This is a genomic window from Gracilimonas mengyeensis, from assembly GCF_900182705.1.
GTDB lineage: Bacteria > Bacteroidota > Rhodothermia > Balneolales > Balneolaceae > Gracilimonas > Gracilimonas mengyeensis.
The window spans coordinates 187,766-210,010 of record NZ_FXTP01000004.1; the positions used below are offsets into that span (position 1 = coordinate 187,766).

Genomic DNA, 22,245 nt, shown 5'->3' on the forward strand with positions numbered 1-22,245 from the left:
TCTTCGCTCTTAAAGGTTGATGTTATTGGATTGATCTTTCTCCTGCATGATCTGTCGCAGCAAGTCTTCACGCTGAAGCTGTTGTAGCCTTACAATACGTTCCCAGCTCATAGCACGCACGCGTGCCTCGCCACGTCCCTCACTTAGTAAATCCTGTCCAACCGTTACTACCCATTGTCCGCTTTCCAGACCTCTGACGCCTACTTCCATACGTCCCTCAGCTACCACATTAATGGGTTTAAACTGAACCGGAGTTGGTTCTGTGAGGGTTGAGGAGGACCCGGTATTGCTGGAGTCGCCGGGATCGTTGGCAGGCTGAATTTCGCTGCCCAGAGATGAGGCTACATAAATGCCTTCCTGACCAGAGGTAGGATCGGTATAAATAGCACTGGTTGGGATAAGCGTTGCCTGCTCACTTTCTCCAAAATAGATATCCACAGGAACGAACATTCCGGGCCGTAGTAGTCCGCTGTTGTTACTTACATCAATTTCTGCTTCGGTGCTGCGGGTTTGTTGGTTCAGGAAAGGAGAGATTCGTGAGAGTTCAGCTTGAATGGTTTGTTGTTCGCCGGAGGCATCTTCAACCAAAATCTCTGCACGCTGACCTACCTGAATACGATTGAGCATGGTTTCCGTAAGTACAATTTCTACTCTAAGTCTGTCAAGATCACCAATAAGAAACAGTTGGGTATTTGGGGATGCCTGCATGCCAATCTCAGCATTGCGTTGTCCTACAGTACCGGATATCGGGGCACGAACCACCGTTCGATCCAGTTGTTCTTGTCGCTCTTCTACTAGTGCCTGGGCTTGCTCTACACGCGCTTCGGCCAGCTCTACATCGGCTTCGGCCGTTTCCAGTTCTGCTTCAATCTGTTCCAGTTCCAAGTCACTGCTCAATTCCCGATCGGAAAGCTGCTTGATGCGGCGGTATTGGGATTCAACTTCCCCAAGTTGTGCCTTGGCCTGACGTAGTTCGGCTTGATTGATTCGAAGTCCGGCTTCCGCTTGCTGCAACTGCTTTCGAAGCTGGGTGGTTTCCAGCTGAACCAATCTTTCTCCTTTTTCAACATATTGTCCGTTTTCCACATAAACGGCTTCTATGGTACCGGTAATTTCAGGATACAGCGGCACCTGATTCTCGGAGCGTACGTTGCCACTGAAGCGTTCCACCAGGGGAAGCGAGCCATAACGGGCCTGTACGGCTTCCACCGAGGGTATTACCGATGATTCCGGATTGCGATTGTTTTGAGAAGTTTCCTGTTCACTACTACATGAAATCAACAAGAAGAGTGAGATCGTTAACAGGCTGGTTTTAAAGAGCGTATTTGATGTATTCATTGCTGCATATTTAGTTAGACAGAAAATAACCCTTATTTGGGAGAAAGCGCTCCCGTCCAATTGTTAAATGCTATTAAAGGGATTGGAGATAGGGACTTACCGGACTTCTCAAGGGATTTCAGAGATTTCAGTTACATTTTTTAACTGTGAAAATGATGCTTAACTAAATCAATTCGGCAAGAATATTCGGCTTACCAGATATATCATGCACACAATGCATAAAATCTCTTCTTATTAGTACAAAATTAGAGATGCTATCGTTTTAGAGATATGAAATAAAATTATCTGAGTGAACAAATACGGATTAAAGCAAAAAAGGAAGCAACAGAATTATACTTCCTGATACTTCCCTTTAAATAAGATGAAACGACTATAGTACTAGATTATATATCGTGTTAGTTGCAAGTTTCACCAGCAGCCGTTCCCCATCTAAGGCTGTTTGGGTCTGTACTTATGTAGACTTCTTCTTGTGCGTTTTCTGAAGAACCCGGCAACTCATTTCCACAGGTTGGAGAGGCTGAACCATTGGACCAAGTATTTCCAATAGCAGGTATCTCTCCTGCAACATCATCGCTGCCTCGGCCAACAAGTACATCAAAGCCGTCAATATCCTGGAAGGTGTTTTGTCCCGGTGTATTCTCTTTACCCAGATCAACTATAAAGTCATCGTCGTTGGGGCTTACGGGACCATCTATAGTTATAGCATTTCCATTACTGTTTCGGATGGTAGTTCCCCGTAGAATCAGGGTGCCGTCAAGTTGATCAATTCCGCTGCGGGCTAAGTCAGCACCATCGGCGGTACTTTGTGTGTGAACTCCTTCAATCACACTGTCATTAATTTGAAATACAGAGGCATACATTTCAATGGCTGACCACAGTGTGTATTGTAGGGTTGAGTTTTGGATATCAACATTGGCGCCCGGGTGATCGGCGTCCATATCAATGGCAAACTTAAAGCGGTTGCCCGATTCCGTTCCGTCGCTGCTGGTGATAGTGGTATTGTCAAGCAGTACCGTTCCGGGGCCTCCAATATTTATAGCAGCATTGTTTTGGGAAGATTCCGCACCGGGTTTAATCGTGGAATTGATCAGATATAAATTTCCATTGCTGGCCGCTTCCAGGGCAAAAGCATCATCATTCCCAATGCCCATAATGTCGGTGTTTTCCATATCCACGCGTACATTAGAGGTGTTGAACCGGTGCGTGTAGGCCCGGCCGATTCCTTTTGCATCCAGGGTGCTTCTGCTTCCGTTTATACCGTTAACTTCCACATTGATATTTGAACCGGTGGACATAATGTAGCCGTTGTTATTATTAGTACGCAGTGTGACGTTTTCAAGCGTAACATAAGAGCTTTCTGGTGAACTGCCGCTTTTAACAAACACAGCATCCGGATCGCCGTTAAAAGTGCCCCCGGTATATCCGTTTTCAATGTGCAGGTGACGTATCGTTACCCCTTCTCCGAGATAGACAGCCGGGTCACGGTCCACATCTGGGCTAAGGATATGCACGTCTTCCCGGGCAGCTGTTTCTTCTCCAATCACCAGTAGTTCACCACTGAAGTCCAGCGGGAAGTTTTCCCCATTCGCCTCATCATACAATCCCTGGTCTACAAAGATGGTATCGATATCCAAAAAATCGTTATCCGGATTTTCTTCATAGAGTGATAGTGCACTGGAGATGGTCTTTAGTGAACTTTCTTCAAGAAAGCCGTAGATGTCGCCTTCGGTGCCATCGTTGGCATCAACAAAAATACGCTTGGCAATAGCGGAATAGGTGACCGTGTCGGTTTCACTTTCATCGCCGGAGCTGACTTCAAGTTCCAGTGAGTATTCCCCGGGTAAATCAGGAGTGAACTCCGGATTTTCTGTTTCTGCATTAGCAAGAGAAGCCGTGCTATTTTCCGGTGTGTTGATGAAACTCCAGGAATAACTGAGGGTACCGTCTCCATCCGAATCAGAACCATCAGCGGTAACGAGAAAACCAACTATTTCATCGGTGTCCTCACCAGCGTCGGCAGTTAAAGTAGTGGCAGGAGGGTTGTCTCCGTCATCATCACCGTCTGGATCGTTGGGGCCGGTGCCATTCTCGCTACATCCCCAAATGAGCATTACAGGTATTAGCAGGTAGAATAATTTGATCTTTGACCTCATCTTTCTTTCCATTTTCTTGATAAAAATTATGAATCTCTTTCACTTGGTAATACGAAAGTGAGATGGGAATCAGGTCAGAGTCACGGTAATGGTAGTTTAGCCAGAATGTTAGAAACCAAAGGAATGAGAAAAGCTATGCTATCTATTGGTATATAAAGTATTAGCAGACAATCTTTTAAGAGGAATTGAAAATTTGAAAAGCAATTATGCTGAAAAATCACTCGAGAGTTGGTTGGACCTCACCACCAATGCTATGGTTGCCCAAGCTTCGCCCTACATTTTTCTCTTTTTTAACCAATGTGCGAAGCTTGTTTTTATCTGGCCTGGAACCTCGGGTTGCGCCTGTTCAGGCTTACTCGGGGCTATTAATATCTAACCCCATTCGGGGTTCTTAAGGTCGGATGCGTTCATCACCATATTGTGCTTAACCAATTCCCAAGATGCTTTTCTGGCTATTTACGTAATGTGTAGACGCTGAGTAATGACTACTTAACTTCAAAAGAAGGATTCTGCGCTTGCCCTAAACGCTCCTGATTCAATTTTTCCTCAAACAGCCGTTCCACATCTTTGAGGGTATCTACATCATCGGGGGACAAATCCCAGCGTATGGCTTTAAACCGGGGAAATCGCAGCGTGTAATTGGCTTTGGTTCGTTTATTCACCTGGATGTCATCGAACTCCAGCTCAATCACAATGTCTGGATATAAGCCCAAAGTAGGCCCATATTTTTCAGCTGTGATTTCTTTAATGCGGGCATTCAGCTTCTTGAGCTCATCATCCGTATACCCGCCGTATGCTTTTCCAATGGGGATGAATTCCTCCTCATATCTTTCATCTTCCCGGACCGAGACCCCCAGGGTGAAATCAGAGTAAGTACCGCCTCGTTTACCACTGCCGGCGTGGGCATACATCATAATGGTATCCAGGCTACCCCCCGGTTGTTTTACTTTTAACCATGATTTTTTGCGCTGACCATATTCATAAGCTGAGTGCTTATGCTTCAGCATCAACCCCTCATTTCCATGTTCCAGCGCCTGTTTGAAGAGCACATCCACATCTTCTTCTGCGGTGATGGCTTTCTGGATGGTAACCGGCAACTGATATTCCCCGGATAATTCGTTCAGTAGTTTTCGGCGTTCGGTGAGCGGCTTGGCAAACAAAGTTTCTTCATTATGATAGAGCACGTCAAAAGAAATAAGGGCCACGGGATACTCTTTCTGTATCTTTTTAGATGGCTTTTTAACGCCCATCCGCTGCTGCAAAAGTTGAAAAGGCTGAATGGTGTCCTCTTTATACACACATATTTCGCCATCCAGAACGGTACCCGGCAACTCTTTGGCTGCAAATTCTTTGATGATTTCTGGGAAGGAACCGGAGATATCGTTTAAATCACGGGAAAAGATTTTAACCTCATCACCTTTGGCGTGGAGCTGACAACGCATGCCGTCAAATTTTTCTTCCGCAACATAGGCTTCAAAATCTTCAACCGAACGACTTTCCACCGGTGATGCCAGCATAAAAGCGACCGGCTGAAAAAGCTGGAAATCGGCCTCGTGCAGCTGATTGTTTTTCGCCATGACCGCCGTTTTACCAATGCTGCCGGTCAACATGTGCACATGGCGAATATCCTTTACGGGATGATCAAAAGCTTTAGCCAGTGCCGAGGTTATACTTTTGCTTTCAAAGCCAATGCGAAGAGAGCCCCGTCCCATTATGCGGATGAAATACTTTACTTCCAGTGGTGTCATCTGCTCCCAGCTTTCCTGCAGGATCTGTTGCTTGTCGTTTCGGGAAGAAACCTCATACAGCCGGTCATAAATATTTTTGACTTCCTCCAGGCTTAGTCCGCGTCCCGACCACTTATCTTTTGCCTCCTGTATATTAGTGAAGAGCTTTTCGATGGTTTCGGAGGCACTTCCGGTGGCCGTTTTGCATGGTTTAAAAACCAGGTCGTAATCAATCTCACAGAAGTCAGCAGCCAGGGTAGAGGTCGTACGGCTGCCTACGGAAGCCCGTTTCCCGGAAACATCAGAAAAAGCGCCCTCACCTAAAAAACAGGCGGCTAAGTCCAGATCACGGTCGTTTTCCAAGGTAGAAAAGTATTGGGAACAGCGGGCAATTTTGGCATTGCTGCCCCGGGTTTCGGCAATAGCTTGGGCCGTTTCCGCCAGTTTTCTAAAAGTGTTTGGTTTCGAAAGGGTATGGGACAATGGCATCAGCTGGCCTCCGCGTAGGCTTCCAATGAAATGGCATCAATATTCCGTTGCGTTAGATAATGCTGCACTACATTTGGGTTTGGCGTGTGGGTGATGAGTACTTTCCTCGGCTGCAAGTTTTCACAAAGACGAATGAGTTCGAAAAAATCAAGGTGGTCGGAAAGGGGAATCAGTTTATCCACGGTAAGCTGACTGCGTCGTGCCTCCATAGCGGCCCATCCCGAACAATAGGCGATTTTCTTCTTGCGCACATTGGAGGCAAAACCATTGGACAGGGCGGAAGAGGGACAAATCAGAATCTTTCCCTCACAGCTTTCACGATCATAGGTCTCGTAATCTCCCAAACTCATCCCGGAATCTTCATACACCTGGCACAGTTTATAGCCGGCACCGTGTATTTGTTTGGGGTGATCATAGTCCTTCATTAAATACAGCAGCTCTTGTGCTTTCCCCAAATTGTAGGCGAGGAAAACCGGTGTCGCATCGGCTTCGAGGGCTTCCTTTACAAAACCGGTTACTTGATCCTGCAGCTGATTGTGAGGCGCCCACTTGTACACCGGCAGACTGAAGGTAGCTTCCGTAATGAAATAATCGACCGGCTTTACCGGCAGCTCAAATCCCTCGGTGGCGGGAGAGGGCGGGGTACGGTAATCGCCAGTGTACAGCAGGTTGCCCTCCTCACTTTCCACGAAGACCATAGCCGAGCCCAGGATATGTCCTGCCGGATATAGCGTCACCGTGGCATCTGTGGTTTGTATAGGGATGCCGAAATCCAGCGATTCAACCGGATAGCTTTTTCCACGCAGCCGCATGAACTTTTTGGTGGGTTCGGTGGCATACACTTTTCCTGAAACCTTCCAGGGAATATGATCGGCATGCCCGTGCGATACAAAATTGAAGTGTGCATCAGGACCGGAGTAATCCAGGCCAATGCCCAAATCGGGTAGCAAAATTCCGTGATTTCCGGTTTTGGTGATTTTTAGCATTTATCTATGGTAAAGTCATCCCTGGCAGGCAGGAATCTACATTTTATTGAAAGTTCATTAACTAAACTAAGAAGAGAGGGTGACAGTTCGTGTCATCTATATTTAAGAATTATGTGGGTCAACTTGGGAGCTTAAACTGTTATTAAGTATGATGTAATTGATGTTCTGTGATGTTAATTTCACAAATCACACTGCATCAAAAAAATCACAGTTATATAGCAATTTTAATAAAAGCAGATCAGGCTTTGCCACCAACACCTCTCACGCCCAATGCGGGAACAGCCGCATTAGGCGATCTCTCCTCAAGGAGAGACTTCTGGAGTTTGGATAATAGGTTGGAAGTTGAATTTAGGATTTAGTTATTGAATTCCACTTCGGAGAAGTCCTCCCTTGAGGGAGGTGCCGGGTTTTGATTTATCAAAACACGCGGAGGGTGTGAGTGCCATGGAAAATCTTGTTTGTGCAACCTGAATACCCATCATCCAAAAAAATCAAAACGCAGAGGTTGGATAAGACTGCAAAAAAAGCGTATCTTTGGCTTCTCTGTTGCTCGGCAAAGTGCCAGGGCGACTGTTTTCATCTCTGAAAACAACCAAAGAAACACATACCGAAATGAGTAAAAACTATTACGAGTTTACCTATATCATAAATCCTGTTCTCGAAGAGGATAAGTTTAAAGAAACCGTTGATAAAGTTAACAAGCTTATCGAAGACAACGGTGGCGAAATTGAAGAAGTTGACGAGTGGGGCCTGCGTCCGTTTGCATACGAAATGGACAGCAAAGGCAACGGCTTTTACGTGAACATGTACTTCACTGCTCCCGGCGAAGCGATTGCTGAGATTGAGCGCCAACTGCGCATCGACGACAACGTTATGCGATACCTCACCTTAAAGTACGACGCAAAAATGCTGCGTCACCGTGAGCTTCAGAAGAAAAATGAAGTACCGGATATCTTTGCTATTGAAGATGAGGAAGATAACGAAGAAGACGACGATTAAATTTAACCTCCCTACTAAAGAACTTATATTATGATTAAGAATCCATCACACCCGAAGAAAAACCAGCGCAAGGTAAAGCAATGCAAGTTTACCCGCGCAGGTCTTGAATATATCGATTACAAAGACACAGAAACCCTGCAGCGTTTCACCAACGACCAAGGCAAGATTCTGCCCCGTCGTGTGACCGGAACCAGTGCCAGACATCAGCGACAGTTGACGATCGCCGTTAAGCGCGCCCGTTTTCTTGGCCTGATGCCATATGTAGCAGATAACCTCCGATAATTAAAAGCTGACAGAACGATGAAAATTATTTTAAGAGAAGACGTAGAAAAATTAGGCAGTGCCGGTGAAGTGGTTGACGTGAAAGACGGCTATGGCCGCAATTACCTTATTCCGCAGGGCAAAGCTGTAATGGCTACCAAAGGTGCGATCCAGGAACTGGAACGCCTGAAGAAGCAGGCCGCCAAACGTGCCGAGCTTACCGTACAGGAAGCCAAAGATCTGGCTCAGCTGTTGGAAGTTACTTCCCTCACTATCTCCGTTACCACGGGCGACGAAGATCGTATCCACGGTACCGTAACCAACGCCGATATCGCCGATGCGCTTGAAGAGCGTGAAATCCTTGTAGACAAGCGCGATATCAGCCTGGATCAGGAAGTGAAAGGATTGGGTGAATATACTGCCACGGTTGACCTTGTTGGCGACCTGAATCCTAAAGTGAAATTCTGGGTAGTTAAGGACGAATGATCCTTTTTTGACCTGCGAATTCTGAATTAATTTCACTTATTTTGAGTTCGGAAATATGATATATTTATACCGGACGTTGAAATCACGAAATGCTACAATCGGTCAATAAGGCCGGTTGATTTAGCCGCCGGAGATTCGATATACTTTCAGCCGAATGCAATCCATGAAATTAATGTCAATGAATTCAGTGAAATATCTTTTAATGGGGATGATCATTTCGATGATGTCCCCATTTTTTTTGCAAGCCCAAATCCCTGATCCGGTTTCGTTTAGCGTATCCAGCTCCCCGGATACCGTACTTGCTGGGGAAACCTTCGAGATTGAAATTGAAGCCTCTATAGAAGGTGACTGGCATCTTTATTCTATCCTAAATGCCGAGGATGCAGGGCCTTTTCCTACCGAGTTTTCTGCCAAATCCAACAATTTTGTACTGACCGGTGAGGTCACTGAGTCTGATGCGGATGTAGAGTATGATCCCAACTTTGAAACAGAACTGGGTTGGCACAGCAGTTTTGCCTCTTTTGCGGTTCCGATAGCCATTAAAACCGACCGTGAAGGCAGACAGAACTTGGATATTGAAGTGTATTACCAGGTTTGTGATGACAAAGTTTGCTTGCCTCCCAAAACCAAATCTATCATTGCAGCTGTAGAAGTGGCCGGTGTTTCAGAGAATCCGGTTGAAGCCGCTATTACTTCTGCCAGCTCAAATAGTGAAGCAGTCAATGATGGAAACAGTGGCTCTACTTCAAGATCAGGTCTGGGCGGGGATGGAATTTTTGGGTTCATCTGGCTTGCCATTTTAGCTGGTTTTGCCGCACTTTTAACACCTTGCGTATTTCCCATGGTGCCGCTTACCGTTTCCTATTTCTCTAAGCAGGACGGAGAAGGTAAAAGCGTGGGTAAAGCCTTTATGTTTGGCATCGCCATTGTAATTACTTTTACACTACTCGGGGTGTTGCTGGCTGCTATTTTTGGGGTTTCCGGGGCTCAAAACTTTGCTTCTAATCCCTGGGTGAATTTGTTTATAGCCTTGGTGTTGATTCTCTTTGCGTTCAGTTTGTTGGGCATGTATGAACTACAATTGCCCCATCAATTAACCAACTGGCTAAATCGTCAGAGTAATCAAAGTTCCGGCATTGCAGGAATTTTGTTTATGGCATTAACCATCAGCGCGGTTTCCTTTTCATGCACGGCCCCATTTGTAGGAGGCGTATTTGCCGCTACCACCGGGGGCGAATGGTTTTATCCTATTATTGGAATGATTGGGTTCTCGGCTGCTTTTGCAAGTCCATTTGTGTTTTTTGCGGCATTTCCCAGCTGGCTGGAGTCGTTACCCAAAAGTGGTGCCTGGATGAATATCGTGAAAGTACTGCTCGGTTTTATCGAACTGGCGGCAGCTTTCAAGTTTCTTTCCAATGCCGATTTAGTCTGGGAATGGGGACTGGTATCACGCCCGTTCACCATTGCTGCCTGGATTGCCATTTTCCTGCTTACCGGACTCTATCTTATCGGAAGCTTTTCGCTTAAGCACGAAACCAAGCCAGACCATATTTCTACCGGTCGCATGTTGTTAGCTATTCCGTTTTTCCTGTTTAGTTTTTATTTGATCCCGGGATTGCTTGGTTCTTCACTGGGAATCTGGGATGCTTTTCTTCCCCCAAAACAAGCCACGGATGTAAGCTTGGTGGCTTCTATCGGTACAGTGGGCGGAACAGCGGCTGCAACCAGTGCGGATGAAGGCTGGTCGGATGATTACGAAGCGTCAAGAGAAGTAGCTGCAGAAGCAGGCAAACCCGTTTTCATTGATTTCACCGGCTATACCTGTACCAACTGCCGGGCCATGGAATCGAACGTATTTCCACTGGCCGAGGTACAATCCCGGTTTGAGCAAATGGAGCTGGTGAAATTATACACCGATGGAGGCACAGATGGCCCAGCCAATCAACGCTTCCAGTTTGAACTTACGGGTAATGTGGCATTGCCTACCTATGCCATTGTAGATCCCGAAAGCGGACGGCTGATTACCCAAAAACTGGGCTACACCAAGAAAGATGATTTCGTGGCTTTTCTGGATGAAGGATTGGCACAGTTTGATGGGGAATAAGTAAGCTGTTCGAGGCTTTGGCACCAACACCTCTCATCCCGAATGCTCGGGAGAACAGCTGTTTTGTTTGATTTCTCCTCGGGGAGAGACTTTAACGAGATTAAATCAAGATCAAGAAGTTTAAAAGTTTTGGAAATAGAAGCCTGCCTCGAATAAGTCCTCCCTTGAGGGAGGTGGCGGGTTTTGATTCATCAAAACATGCGGAGGGTGTTCGTGCCAAGGCTTCTCAGCCTGAAAATTTATAGCCTGTTTCCGGGCTGGTTCAAGCATCCGCTTTGACCTTTTTGGTTACTGCTCGTTCCTTTAATCATCCAAAAGCGGAAATAACTGGTTACTTGATCGATCTATATTTCCCGGCCTAATAAAACGGGACAACCAATTCTGAGACTTATCAAAGCGTTTGTATAATAAATAGGCTATCAAAAAGCATGGATATGGAATCCATTCCTCACACTTCGATATTCCATATTCAATGTTCCTTGTTCGATATTCAGACTCAGTTCTGCAAGCTTTCAATCATGGTCTCAATGCGCTTATCCATGGTGGCAACAACCTGTGGGTAGTCTTCAGGACTCATTAGATTGGTATTCACACTGCAATAGAATTTGATTTTGGGTTCGGTCCCGGATGGACGGGCAGATACAATAGCTCCGTCTTCAGTGATAAACTGCAGCACATTAGACTTGGGTAAATCAATATCGGTGATTTCCCCGGTGGCAATATTTTTTTCTTTGGCGGATTGATAATCTTTGATGGTTACCACTTGTGAGCCACCCAGTTTTTTAGGAGGTTCGGCGCGGAAGTTGGCCATCATTTGTTGGATTTCTTCTGCCCCGGCTTTCCCTTCTTTTTTCACAGATACCAGGTTTTCCCGGAATAATCCATATTCAACATACATATCCAGCATGGCCTCGTACAAGCTGCTGCCTATATCTTTATAATAAGCGGTCATTTCGGCGATGATGGCACAGGATACCACAGCATCTTTGTCGCGAACGTGTTCGCCAATCAGGTAGCCATAACTTTCTTCACCGCCGGCAATAAACTGTTTCTTGCCTTCCAGTTCGGTCATTAGTTCGCCGATGTATTTAAAACCCGTTAGCGTGTTGAAGCACTCAACGCCCTTTTCATCGGCAATGCGGTCGATCAGGTAAGAAGTAACAATGGTTTTTACGATATACTCGTTGCCTGTCAATTTGTCTTCCTTCTCCCAGGCAGTCAGCATGTAGTTGATGATCAAGGAGCCCGTTTGATTTCCATTCAGCAATACAAATTCACCATCCAGGTTTTTAACAGCGATGCCTACGCGATCGGCATCGGGGTCGGTGGCCATAACGAGATCAGCATCTATTTCCTTGGCTTTATCCAGGGCCATGTTCAGGGCCTCTTTTTCCTCGGGATTGGGATATACCACGGTAGGGAAGTCGCCGTCGGGCGTCATCTGCTCTTCCACTACGGTTACATTTTCAAACCCGTATCGCTTCAGAATTTCAGGCACCAGCTCCCGCGAGGTTCCGTGGATGGGAGAGAAGACAATCTTCAAATCTTTTTGCCGCTTGATGGCTTCTTCCGAGACGGACAGTTTCTTCAATTCCTCCAGGTACCGCTCATCAATTTCTTCCCCGATGGTTTCCACCAAGTCATCATTTCGATCAAACTTCACTTCGGATACATCAGAAATCTTCTGGACTTCATCCATCACCATTTTGTCGTAAGGGGCCACCAGTTGTCCACCATCGGCGCCATAGGCTTTATAGCCGTTGTATTCTTTTGGGTTGTGGGAGGCAGTCAGCATCACCCCGCTTTTGCAGCCCAGTTCGCGAATGGCAAAAGAAAGCTCGGGGGTGGGACGCAGTGCATCAAAAAAGAACACCTTGATGCCGTTTGCTGAAAACACATCTGCAACCACGTTCGCCAGCGTGTCGGAGTTATTGCGGCAATCGTGGGCTATCACCACTTTAATGTCTTCATCGGGGTATTGCTTTTTCAGGAAGTTGCTGAGTCCCTGCGTTGCCATCCCGAAGGTATATTTGTTTACACGGTTAGAGCCAATCCCCATTATACCGCGCAATCCACCGGTACCAAATTCCAGATTTTTGTAGAAAGCATCCGTGAGCTCGTCGTATTTTTCATCATCCAGTTTTTGTTGGATGGCTTGTTTGGTTTCTTCGTCATAATTGCCGTTCAGCCACTCGTTAATGTTCTTTTCTACAGAGGAGTCTAATGCGTTCATAGTATTCCTGAATGATGTTTTATTACGATTAATACGCTCTTAATGACGGTTGTGAATATAAATAAAACAGGCTGCTAATTCACAGCGCAAGTTCAAGATGATAACAATTTAACGCTGGGCAGGGTTTGGTTTTTTTTGCTGAGTTTGGACTACAAAAACACTTGTACCTCCAATGGATCTTTTAAGTCTGAGACTTAAAAGTACAAGCAAATGATTGGTTGACATGGCATGATGTGAAAACTCTGCAAGTCTGTGACTTGCCTTCCATCTCGAAATATTGACATGATTTTGTCAATGAACAGGCCTGCTACCACTTGGCACCATTTACCCACCCCTTAATCCCCGCCCAAGCGGGGAAACTCTTTGGCGGAGTGTGATGTGGAATAAACGGGTAAAGCCAACGATAAAATATTCTCAATGGATCTTTTAAGTCTGAGACTTAAAAGTACAAGCAAATGATTGGTTGACATGGCATGATGTGAAAACTTTGCAAGTCTGTGACTTGCTTACAACCCCGAAATGTTGACATGATTTTGTCAATGAACAGGCCTGCTACCACTTGGCACCATTTACCCACCCCTTAATCCCCGCCCAAGCGGGGAAACTCTTTGGCGGAGTGTGATGTGGAATAAACGGGTAAAGCCAACGGTAAAATATTCTCAATGGGTCTTTTAAGTCTGAGACTTAAAAAGTACAAGCAGATGATTGGCTGACATGGCATGATGTGAAAACTTTGCAAGTCTGTGACTTGCTTACAACTCCGAAATGTTGACATGCTCCGTTTGGTGAAACTGGCCCCGATAATTCAAAGGGCTAACAAGTCTTTTCTACATCACCCAAAAAAAGTGTGTAACCTTTTGAATGGGCATCAGTGTATAAGGGTGAAAACATAAAGCCCGGGATTACAGCGTGAATTCAAATTCGGATAAGGCACTAATGATGAAGGTTAAAAATGGCGACCTGGATAAGCTGGGATTGCTGTTTGAGCGCTATCACCGTCCGCTATTCGGTTATTTTTACCGGATGAGCAAAGAGCAGGAAGTAAGCGAAGACCTGGTTCAATCTGTATTTGAACGCTTGCTGAAATACCGGCAAACCTACAGTGGCGATGGCAAGTTTAGTACCTGGCTGTTTAGCATTGCACGTAATGCACACATCGATCATTACCGGAAAGAGCAGCGAAATGGCGTAACGCTGGAAATTGACGAAAACCGGTTGGAAGCTGAAGACAATGGGCAAGAGCTACTGGTGCGAAACAAAGCGGATAAAAAAGAAATCCTGGAGAAAGCGTTGGACCTGCTCGAGGAAGAGAAAAGAGAAATCATCATCTTGAGCAGATACGAAGGACTGAAATACAAGGAAATCGCCGAACTGTATGATACTACTGAGGGAGCAGTGAAAGTAAAAATGTTTAGGGCCATGAAAGAACTCAAGAATTTGGTGAACCAAATCGACAAGGATTGCAGCTATGGATAAAAATTATGAACAACTTATTGCCGATTACCTGGCAGGAAACCTCGACAAGGAGCAAAAAGTCAGGGTAGAAGAATTGATAGCTTCCGGTGAAATTGACTTTGTGGAATTCCGGGAGCTGGAAACATTGCATGAAGATCTGGGCGCTATTCCCATTCCCAAACCCAGCGAGCAGCAAAGCATCCGCTTTTATGAGATGTTAGAAGAAGAGAAGCAACAAGTAAGAGCATCCTGGACCAACCGCTTACTGGAGATACCAAGATCAATTTTTGCACTTTTGACGATGCCAAGACTGGCTTACGCAGCCGTATTATTGATGATCGGCGGATTTGCCGGTGCACAGTTTGGAAGCTCTGACAGTGAAATAGAACAGTTAAGCCGCGAGATGCAGCAGATGAAGGAAATGATGATGGTCAATATGCTTGAAGGTGCCTCAGCGGCCGACCGCCTTAAAGCAGTAAACATAAGCACTGAACTCCCGGGCGCTGATACCGAAGCTATTCACGCTCTGCTTTTTACCCTGAATAACGACCCAAGTGTAAACGTCCGTGTGCAAACCATTGAGGCTCTGAAGCGATGGGGAGATAACGAGCGGGTGAGACAGGGGCTGGTGCAATCTATAGCCAAGCAGCAATCACCCATTGTAATCGTGGAACTGGCCGATGCCATGCTTGAACTGGAACTGAAAAACTCGGCGCCGGAATTTCAAAGATTGCTTCAAGAGCGTGAGCTCGATTACACCGTGCAACAGAAATTACAAACCAGCATCGCCATGCTAATGTGAGGAATATGATGAAGAAGCCAATGAACCTAAGACAATTTGTAAACCTGAAAGGATTAATCTCCGCCACCTTATTACTTATGTTTGGGGTGATGCCGGTTGTTGCCCAAAACTTGAGTGATAAACGCCATTTTGAAGAAGACATTGATATGCGTATCCCGGCAGGGGAGTTTGATGCACGAACGGTATTTCACCTCCAAAACATCAATGGGGAAATTGAAACTGTAGGATATGACGGCGATGATATTCTGATAACAGGCACCAAGCGGATATCAGGTAAGGCTCGGTTTTTTGATAAATACGGCCCCGAAGATTTTTATATGGATCGCCTGAGTGGAGATTACAGCCTGTTTGTGTTTGTGCGCCAGCCATGGGCCAAGGTGGAAGTAAAGGGAGATGAATTGCATTATCGTTCAAATCGTAAGGACGACTGGGATGACTATCATCTTGAATTCGAATTTACGCTGAAAGTAAAGGTGCCCCGGCATTTAATGGCTGATATATCTACTATAAACGGGGGCGAGTTAAAGGTAAAAGGTATGCGCAGCGGTATTGAGGCTGGTAATGTAAACGGAAATATTGTGATTGAAGATATACGCGGTGCGGTTACGGCAAAGACGGTAAATGGAGATATTAGCGTGGATTTTGATAAACAACCCAGCGAGAATACGGACCTGCATACTGTTAATGGAAATATAGAAGTGACTGGCCCAAAAAGTTTATCAGCCCTTGTAACCTTTAAAAGTTTACACGGTGACTTATATACCGATTACGAAAACATATCATACAAACCGAATCGGACAACAAAGATAAAGGATGGGATGAATTCATTTAATATCGGAACCTCGGCTCCTATACAGTTTGGAGAAGGTGGTCCCGAGATGCGTATCCGCCTGTTAAACGGTAACGCATACATTAAACAAAGTAAATCCTAAAAGAATATGACCATGAAAGCATTAATACCCTCAATACTATTTGCAGTACTTGCCAACTTAATCACATTACCTGTACTGGCTCAAGGCGATATCGAAGTTCCGCTAACCAATCCCGGTCAGCCCGGCAAGCTGATCATAAACGCTATGTTCTCTGATGAGATAGAAATCAGAACGCACAACCGTGACAATGTTATTATCAACTATGACGGCGATATAGAAGATCATGATAATGAAGCGGTAAGAAACGGCATGCGCCGAATTTCCGGAGGCGGATTCGGAATGGAAGTCACTGAAGACGATAACGAAGTACGCATTGAAACCGGCCCTATTTCGCAAGGAGATTTGGAAATGGTGGTGTTTGTGCCACGCAATTTTTCCTTGAAATTAAGCACCGTACAGGGGGATGTCTTAGTAAATGGTTTGCAAGGAGAATTGGAAATAAGTGCCGTGAATGGCGACATCGAACTGATGGAAGTGAGTGGTACCGTATTAATCAATAGTGTGAATGGCGATATGGATATCGAGTTTATTGATGTGAAACCGGATGCACCTATGTCTTTCACAGGAGTAAACGGGGATATTGAAGTTGCCTTTCCCGGAAATGCTCGTTTTACGGCCAAGATGAAAACGGAGTGGGGCGATGTGTATTCTAACTTTGATATGGATATAGAACATAGCAACACGCGTTCTAACGAAGATGATAACGATGGTCAATATCGGGTAGCTATTAATAAATGGGTGATTGGTAAAGTAAACGGTGGCGGACCAGAGTTTCTTTTCAAGACATTGCACGGCGATATTTATATCCGAAATAAGGATAAATAGGTAACTTTTATTGCTTCATTACGTGTACGGTTGAAATATTAACCGGAGCTGTAACTCAAAGATATTTAGAGGATTACAGGGATAGGACTCCACCTAAAACGAGTGTAATTATGAAATACCTGTTTACTATCCTGGCCATAGCATTCCTTTGGGCGAATGCTGACCTTTTCGCCCAAAACTCATACCAAAAGAAAGGCGATTCCATCAATGTGGAAACTCAGAAAACCAACCTTGGTACTGTAGAAAATCCATTGATGCAGGCTGAGCGTTTAGCCCAAGAAGAAAGTATACGGCTGGACGGCTGGCTTTCAGAAGTGGTATGGAAGAGGGCAGCGATAGCCACTCAATTTACCCAAAACCGACCTGTTGACGGAGCACCTTCCACCCAAAAAACACAGGTACAATTACTTTATACTGATGCCTACATTTATGTGGGAATCACAGCCTATGATTCTGCTCCTGACTCTATCAAGGCTCCACTATTTCGGCGTGATGGAGGAGAAACCAGCGACTGGGTATTTGTAAGTTTTGACAGTTATAATGACCGGCGTACTGCTTTTACTTTTGGGATCAATCCAAGGGGGGTACAGCGTGATATTTTGATGTACGATGATACCGAAGAAGACCTTTCATGGGATGCGGTATGGGAAGGAAAGGCCAATATCAAAGAATATGGGTGGGTTGCAGAATTAAAAATTCCCCTTTCACAACTGAGATTTAGTTCGCGGGAGGCAAAGCAGGTTTGGGGAGTCAACTTTGCCAGAGAGATTTCGAGAAATGGGGAAACCTCATTTTGGGCCCCAGTATCACAAAACGATAACGGGATGGTGTCAAGATTTGGACGTCTGGAAGGAATTCAAGACCTGGATGAACCCCGCCGTTTGGAAGTCATTCCCTATGTTTCTGCAGAACTTACCCGTGTTCCAAATTCAGAAACTGAAAGTCCTTATATAAGCCGGAATGCAACTTCTTCTCGAGTTGGAGGGGATATTAAGTACGGGCTGACATCAAACCTTACCCTAACGGCTACGATCAACCCGGATTTTGGACAAGTAGAAGCTGACCCTGCCGTGATTAACCTGACGGCCAACGAGAATTACTTTTCTGAAAAACGTCCTTTCTTTTTAGAGGGTAATGATATTTTTCAATTTGGAAATACGCGGACGTTCAGTCGGTTTGGCAATCCTATCACCTTTTACTCCCGCCGGATAGGGCGCGCGCCACAAGGCAGCCCTGGTGATGCCGATATTGATACCGAGTATGAAGATGATCCCGGATTTACCACTATTGCAGCAGCGGCTAAGGTAAGCGGCAAAACCCAGGATGGCTGGTCTATCGGTTTCTTAGATGCATATACGCTGGATGAAAAATTAAATTACCGGGTTGAAAGCGGTGAAGAAGGGACCTTAAGGGTAGAACCGGCATCCAATTATATGGTAGCCCGTACCAAAAAAGACTTTAATGATGGAAACACCTATCTGGGTGGATTTGGAAGTGCAGTACATCGAAGCCTGAATGGCGGATATTTGGAAGACTATTTGCGGTCTTCGGCTTACCTGGGCGGTGTGGATTTTGAGCATAATTTTCTGAACAGAAACTGGGTAGCTAGCGGTACTGTCTCATATAGTACTATAAATGGCAGCCGTAAAGCGATTGAAAGAGCTCAGGAATCGTCTGTTAGATATTATAATCGTGTCGACTCAAAAGGATTATCAATTGATTCCACGCTAACCAATCTGTCTGGTTTTGCTACTGAAATAAGCATACAAAAACAGGGTGGAGATGACCACTGGCTTACCTCATTGACATACTCTGAAGTTAGCCCCGGTTATGAAACCAACGATATAGGATTTCAAAACAGGGCAGACTACCGTTCTGTAAATGCTGGATTGGTCTATCGTGAAACCGATCCAAAACGACTACAGTATTTTGAGCATTGGTTCTTTAAAGGAACGGCATGGAATTATGACGGGGATATGATCAGCAACTGGTACAATATTGGAGCCTTTGTACGCTTCAAGAACCTGTGGACCTTCAATTATAATTCCAATTATAACGGGTATCGTGTATCAGACCGTATTACACGTGGGGGTCCTATCATGGAGCAAGCCAAACACATTAATTTTAACACCAACATCAATAGTAACCCGAATAAGCTGATTTCATTTAATATTGGAACCTACCAGCGTAGAGATGCTGCCGGGGAATTTGATAATGATATTTGGGCAGGTATTACTTTTTTGCCCTCCAGTAATATTCAAATTACCGTTTCTCCCGAGTTTGTCTATCAAAAAGATATTGATCAATACGTTACCACAGAAGATGACGACTTGGCTGATAACCCTTATGGACAGCGATATGTATTTGCAGATATCAAACAGCATACCCTGGTTACCAGTATTCGTTTGAACTGGACATTTTCACCCACCATGAGCCTGCAAACGTACGTACGCCCATTTATAGCCAGTGGAAGTTATACCAACTTTAAGGAGTTTAATGAGCCCGGTACCTACAATTTTGATGTATATGGCAAAGACAAAGGAAGTATAAGTCGTTCGGATGAGGATGAAGAATATACCGTTGATCCCGATGGAAACGGACAAGCTCCTGCATTTACTTTTGACGACCCGGATTTCAACTTCCGGTCGATACAAGGCAATGCGGTTTTCCGGTGGGAATATATGCCGGGGTCTACTTTGTACCTGGTGTGGCAACAACAGCGTAGTGGCTCAATTAGTCGCGGTAATTTTGATCTGGGACGTGACTTCGATGGCATATTCAATGCCAAACCAACCAATGTGTTTCTGGTTAAATTGAGCTATTGGTTTGGTAGTTAAAGGAGAGAATACATATAAACTTTGCATGTTCTGGCTTAGAACATGCAGGTTAATTGTGAAGGGGGAAGAGTCAACTGAAAATTAAAACTTAAGATCTCTATAAGTTTTTCCTATTAACTAAGGTTAAAATTTCATTAGTCTAAATGAACGATTTGGATGTAGCTTTGTTTTCTTAGTAGTATTTTAAAAAAGCGTATATAAAATAATAATCAATCGTTTAGAATATGACTAAGGCAGACATAGTAGATATCATCTCTTCATCTGTAGGGTTAACTAAAGTAGAAACCGAGGCGGTTGTTAACGGTTTTATGGAAACTGTTATAGATGCCATGAAACGCGGAGACCATATCGAATTGCGAGGTTTTGGAAGTTTTAAAGTTGTGAAAAGAGCGCAGCGTGTAGCGCGTAATCCCAAAACAAATGAAGAGGTTATAGTCCCTGAACAATATGTTCCGGTTTTGAAAATCTCAAAAGATTTTAAGGAAGAGGTGAATAAATCAAACATGGTTGAAAATTGATTTAGAAAACCATGCATTTCTTCTTATTTTCAAAGCCGTTCGAACAACAGTAATATATTAAACACAGGTAGGTGAGTATTTATGCCAAGTGGTAAAAAAAGAAAGCGCTCTAAAATAGCTAAGCACAAGCGTAAAAAGCGTCTGAGAAAAAACAGACACAAGAAAAAGAAATAAATTTTTTAAAGGCTCCATTCGGAGCCTTTTTCATTTTAGGAACTTTTTATCAAATAATATTAAAAAGAAGAGGGTAGAGAATGCCAACAGACTCTGCCAGGTGCACAAATAAAAAGAATTAACTATACTCCGTAAACAAATAAATTGCGGGGTTATATGGTACATTATTATACACAAGATCTGCCTTTCTATTTTTTAGCTGTTCGGTTAGAGAACACCAAATGGATTAATTGGGATCGAAACGGCACCAGCTTTCGTTTTTTCCTGAATCAACTAAACCTTTCCAAGAATTCGTCCGATACAGAACAATTAATTGCCGTAAGTCGAGCCTTTTCAGATGTTGAAACGAGTGAAATCGAGCAAATAGCAGAATCCATACAATTTATATGTCAGAAGAAGTTGCCTGCCAATACGATTGTAGTTGGACTGAATGCTGAAAACCAAATAGAAAAAACCGGGCAGGTTTCAGAAGCCTCCGGCATCGGGAAAGAAGGAGTCGTTATAGATATTTCCTGGTCTGAGGAATCTACTCAAGGGAATTTAGAAGAAGGAATCATTGCACTCGATCACGGACCAGGGTTTTTGCTATTGACTACCAGCCAGGTTGATCGACTTCATTTTGGTATTGACTTCCTGGATCAAATTGATAGCTCGGTAACCCCGGCTCCAGAAGAATCATTTTTTGAATCAGATTCAGATTATGAAGACATGGATGATGCTGACTTTGATTTTCATGAATCGGTACCTAAGGTAATTACTGAAGAAAAAATCGAGCGACAGGCAAAAAAAATTCCGCAGTTTAAAGCTTATCGGCTTTCAAGAAAACCCAAGCCCTCCTTTGAATTAAGCGAAAGAGAGGAAGAATTCTTTAGAAAAGCACCCGTGAACGAAACAGATTCCAAAAAAGATCCGGGTGGTGAGGTGTTTGTTTTTTATGGAACTAATCGTGCTAAAACCGGAAACAAGGATTACTATAAATTCTTCGGATCAACACTGGGTGCATTGGAAACGGGATGGCTCAAAATAAATATACCACCGGGACATGAGGTGGGAAAAATGGAGCGTCCCTTTAAATTTCTATTCATAAAACGAAAGGCGAAGAAGAAAAAGCACATTCTCATTTCAGACATGCTGGAGACTAATGAGGACCGCTTCTACGAATTGTTAAAACACCGGTTATCCAAGAGTGATAAATCAGCGCTGATTTTTATCCATGGATACAACAACAGTTTTGCGGCTTGTGCCTGGCGAACTGCTCAGATTTGTTATGATGTTAATTTCAAAGGGGTGGGAGGTTTCTTCAGCTGGCCCTCGGCGGCCAAGCCACATTTTTATGGTTCGGATATTGAATATGCCGATGCTTCGGTACTGGATTTTGAGACTTTTCTGAAAGGCATCGTCACTAAAACAGGGGTAGAAGAGATCCACCTGGTGGCACACAGCATGGGGAACCGGATCTTGACATCCAGCATCAGTAGTCTGCAGCAAGATGGTGATTTCAGGGATGAACTCCACAAAATCTATCAGTTAATTATGGCTGCCCCCGATGTGGATCAGGAAGTGTTTAAAAGAAATATCATGCCCTATTTTCAGCAGGTTGGGCAACGCAGAACTTTGTATGCTTCTGACCGGGATAAGGCGCTGGCCTTTTCGGAATGGTTGCGTGTGAAACGACCGCGGCTGGGTGATGGCGGGAAATCGGTTTTCGTTGAAAATGGCATTGACAGCATCGATGCTTCCAATATTAATCCTCCCAAGTGGCTGGATCATTCGTACGTGTTTGAAACGAAACCGCTCATTTCTGACCTGAAAAGGGTTATTTACCAGAATGACGGACCCGAGGTCAGGGATTTGAAGCAACGAAAGAAAAATGGGATCGATTATTGGGTGTTTCCGAAGTAAGTGTTGATAGAAGAAGGAATTGAA

At 44.6% G+C, this 22,245-nt stretch carries 16 protein-coding genes; 11 read left to right on the forward strand and 5 right to left on the reverse strand.

Annotation, left to right across the window (positions count from 1 at the left end; genetic code table 11):
- Window positions 1–9 precede the first annotated feature (9 nt).
- The 4 genes from FN815_RS06160 to FN815_RS06175 form a co-directional block, all read right to left on the reverse strand.
- Window positions 10–1,338: an efflux RND transporter periplasmic adaptor subunit gene (locus FN815_RS06160; RefSeq protein ID WP_142453749.1), complete on the reverse strand. Its 1,329-nt coding sequence runs from the start codon at window positions 1,336–1,338 to the stop codon at window positions 10–12.
- Between the two features lie 395 nt (window positions 1,339–1,733).
- Window positions 1,734–3,491, reverse strand: coding sequence for a PKD domain-containing protein (locus tag FN815_RS06165; protein ID WP_185957190.1), 1,758 nt, complete (start codon window positions 3,489–3,491; stop codon window positions 1,734–1,736).
- 485 nt (window positions 3,492–3,976) lie between these two features.
- The gene (locus FN815_RS06170) at window positions 3,977–5,707 is read right to left on the reverse strand and encodes an ATP-dependent DNA ligase (RefSeq protein WP_142453751.1); all 1,731 of its coding nucleotides are present in this window, start codon (window positions 5,705–5,707) and stop codon (window positions 3,977–3,979) included.
- Window positions 5,707–6,693, reverse strand: a complete 987-nt coding sequence (locus FN815_RS06175; protein ID WP_142453752.1) for a hypothetical protein — start codon at window positions 6,691–6,693, stop codon at window positions 5,707–5,709. Before FN815_RS06175 ends, FN815_RS06170 begins: the two co-directional genes overlap by 1 nt.
- Window positions 6,694–7,305: 612 nt before the next feature.
- Here FN815_RS06175 and rpsF point away from each other — a divergent pair.
- From rpsF to FN815_RS06195, 4 genes are all read left to right on the forward strand, one after another.
- Window positions 7,306–7,692, forward strand: coding sequence for a 30S ribosomal protein S6 (rpsF, locus tag FN815_RS06180; RefSeq protein ID WP_142453753.1), 387 nt, complete (start codon window positions 7,306–7,308; stop codon window positions 7,690–7,692).
- Between the two features lie 30 nt (window positions 7,693–7,722).
- Window positions 7,723–7,974 carry a 30S ribosomal protein S18 gene (gene rpsR / locus FN815_RS06185; RefSeq protein WP_142453754.1) on the forward strand — a complete coding sequence of 84 codons (252 nt, stop codon included), beginning with the start codon at window positions 7,723–7,725 and terminating at the stop codon, window positions 7,972–7,974.
- An 18-nt stretch (window positions 7,975–7,992) separates the two neighbouring features.
- Window positions 7,993–8,439, forward strand: a complete 447-nt coding sequence (gene rplI, locus FN815_RS06190) for a 50S ribosomal protein L9 (RefSeq protein WP_142453755.1) — start codon at window positions 7,993–7,995, stop codon at window positions 8,437–8,439.
- Window positions 8,440–8,659: 220 nt separating this feature from the next.
- On the forward strand, window positions 8,660–10,543 hold the full coding sequence (locus FN815_RS06195; protein ID WP_246075170.1) for a protein-disulfide reductase DsbD family protein: 1,884 nt from the start codon (window positions 8,660–8,662) through the stop codon (window positions 10,541–10,543).
- 496 nt (window positions 10,544–11,039) lie between these two features.
- On the opposite strand, the gene FN815_RS06200 is transcribed toward FN815_RS06195, so the two are convergent.
- Window positions 11,040–12,776: a phospho-sugar mutase gene (locus FN815_RS06200; RefSeq protein ID WP_142453757.1), complete on the reverse strand. Its 1,737-nt coding sequence runs from the start codon at window positions 12,774–12,776 to the stop codon at window positions 11,040–11,042.
- A gap of 936 nt (window positions 12,777–13,712) precedes the next feature.
- On the opposite strand from FN815_RS06200, the gene FN815_RS06205 reads away from it, so the two are divergent.
- From FN815_RS06205 to FN815_RS06235, 7 genes are all read left to right on the forward strand, one after another.
- Window positions 13,713–14,252 carry an RNA polymerase sigma factor gene (locus FN815_RS06205; RefSeq protein ID WP_246075171.1) on the forward strand — a complete coding sequence of 180 codons (540 nt, stop codon included), beginning with the start codon at window positions 13,713–13,715 and terminating at the stop codon, window positions 14,250–14,252.
- On the forward strand, window positions 14,245–15,033 hold the full coding sequence (locus FN815_RS06210; RefSeq protein WP_142453759.1) for a hypothetical protein: 789 nt from the start codon (window positions 14,245–14,247) through the stop codon (window positions 15,031–15,033). The genes FN815_RS06205 and FN815_RS06210 overlap by 8 nt, the downstream gene beginning before the upstream one ends.
- Before the next feature lie 20 nt (window positions 15,034–15,053).
- Window positions 15,054–15,965, forward strand: coding sequence for a DUF4097 family beta strand repeat-containing protein (locus FN815_RS06215; RefSeq protein ID WP_142453760.1), 912 nt, complete (start codon window positions 15,054–15,056; stop codon window positions 15,963–15,965).
- Between the two features lie 12 nt (window positions 15,966–15,977).
- Window positions 15,978–16,790 (forward strand): DUF4097 family beta strand repeat-containing protein, encoded by an 813-nt coding sequence (locus tag FN815_RS06220; protein ID WP_142453761.1) that lies wholly within the window; start codon window positions 15,978–15,980, stop codon window positions 16,788–16,790.
- A gap of 110 nt (window positions 16,791–16,900) precedes the next feature.
- Window positions 16,901–19,627, forward strand: coding sequence for a DUF5916 domain-containing protein (locus FN815_RS06225; RefSeq protein ID WP_142453762.1), 2,727 nt, complete (start codon window positions 16,901–16,903; stop codon window positions 19,625–19,627).
- A 224-nt stretch (window positions 19,628–19,851) separates the two neighbouring features.
- Window positions 19,852–20,145 carry an HU family DNA-binding protein gene (locus FN815_RS06230; protein ID WP_142453763.1) on the forward strand — a complete coding sequence of 98 codons (294 nt, stop codon included), beginning with the start codon at window positions 19,852–19,854 and terminating at the stop codon, window positions 20,143–20,145.
- A 330-nt stretch (window positions 20,146–20,475) separates the two neighbouring features.
- A complete protein-coding gene (locus FN815_RS06235) occupies window positions 20,476–22,221 on the forward strand; it encodes an alpha/beta hydrolase (protein ID WP_142453764.1) in 1,746 nt (581 codons plus the stop codon).
- The last annotated feature ends 24 nt before the right edge of the window (window positions 22,222–22,245 follow it).

Bases quoted from the DNA above. Each gene is read 5' to 3' on its own strand.
- FN815_RS06160 (WP_142453749.1), bottom strand. From the start codon at position 1,338: ATGAATACATCAAATACGCTCTTTAAAACCAGCCTGTTAACGATCTCA.
- FN815_RS06165 (WP_185957190.1), bottom strand. From the start codon at position 3,491: ATGAGGTCAAAGATCAAATTATTCTACCTGCTAATACCTGTAATGCTC.
- FN815_RS06170 (WP_142453751.1), bottom strand. From the start codon at position 5,707: ATGCCATTGTCCCATACCCTTTCGAAACCAAACACTTTTAGAAAACTG.
- FN815_RS06175 (WP_142453752.1), bottom strand. From the start codon at position 6,693: ATGCTAAAAATCACCAAAACCGGAAATCACGGAATTTTGCTACCCGAT.
- rpsF (WP_142453753.1), top strand. From the start codon at position 7,306: ATGAGTAAAAACTATTACGAGTTTACCTATATCATAAATCCTGTTCTC.
- rpsR (WP_142453754.1), top strand. From the start codon at position 7,723: ATGATTAAGAATCCATCACACCCGAAGAAAAACCAGCGCAAGGTAAAG.
- rplI (WP_142453755.1), top strand. From the start codon at position 7,993: ATGAAAATTATTTTAAGAGAAGACGTAGAAAAATTAGGCAGTGCCGGT.
- FN815_RS06195 (WP_246075170.1), top strand. From the start codon at position 8,660: ATGATGTCCCCATTTTTTTTGCAAGCCCAAATCCCTGATCCGGTTTCG.
- FN815_RS06200 (WP_142453757.1), bottom strand. From the start codon at position 12,776: ATGAACGCATTAGACTCCTCTGTAGAAAAGAACATTAACGAGTGGCTG.
- FN815_RS06205 (WP_246075171.1), top strand. From the start codon at position 13,713: ATGATGAAGGTTAAAAATGGCGACCTGGATAAGCTGGGATTGCTGTTT.
- FN815_RS06210 (WP_142453759.1), top strand. From the start codon at position 14,245: ATGGATAAAAATTATGAACAACTTATTGCCGATTACCTGGCAGGAAAC.
- FN815_RS06215 (WP_142453760.1), top strand. From the start codon at position 15,054: ATGAACCTAAGACAATTTGTAAACCTGAAAGGATTAATCTCCGCCACC.
- FN815_RS06220 (WP_142453761.1), top strand. From the start codon at position 15,978: ATGAAAGCATTAATACCCTCAATACTATTTGCAGTACTTGCCAACTTA.
- FN815_RS06225 (WP_142453762.1), top strand. From the start codon at position 16,901: ATGAAATACCTGTTTACTATCCTGGCCATAGCATTCCTTTGGGCGAAT.
- FN815_RS06230 (WP_142453763.1), top strand. From the start codon at position 19,852: ATGACTAAGGCAGACATAGTAGATATCATCTCTTCATCTGTAGGGTTA.
- FN815_RS06235 (WP_142453764.1), top strand. From the start codon at position 20,476: ATGGTACATTATTATACACAAGATCTGCCTTTCTATTTTTTAGCTGTT.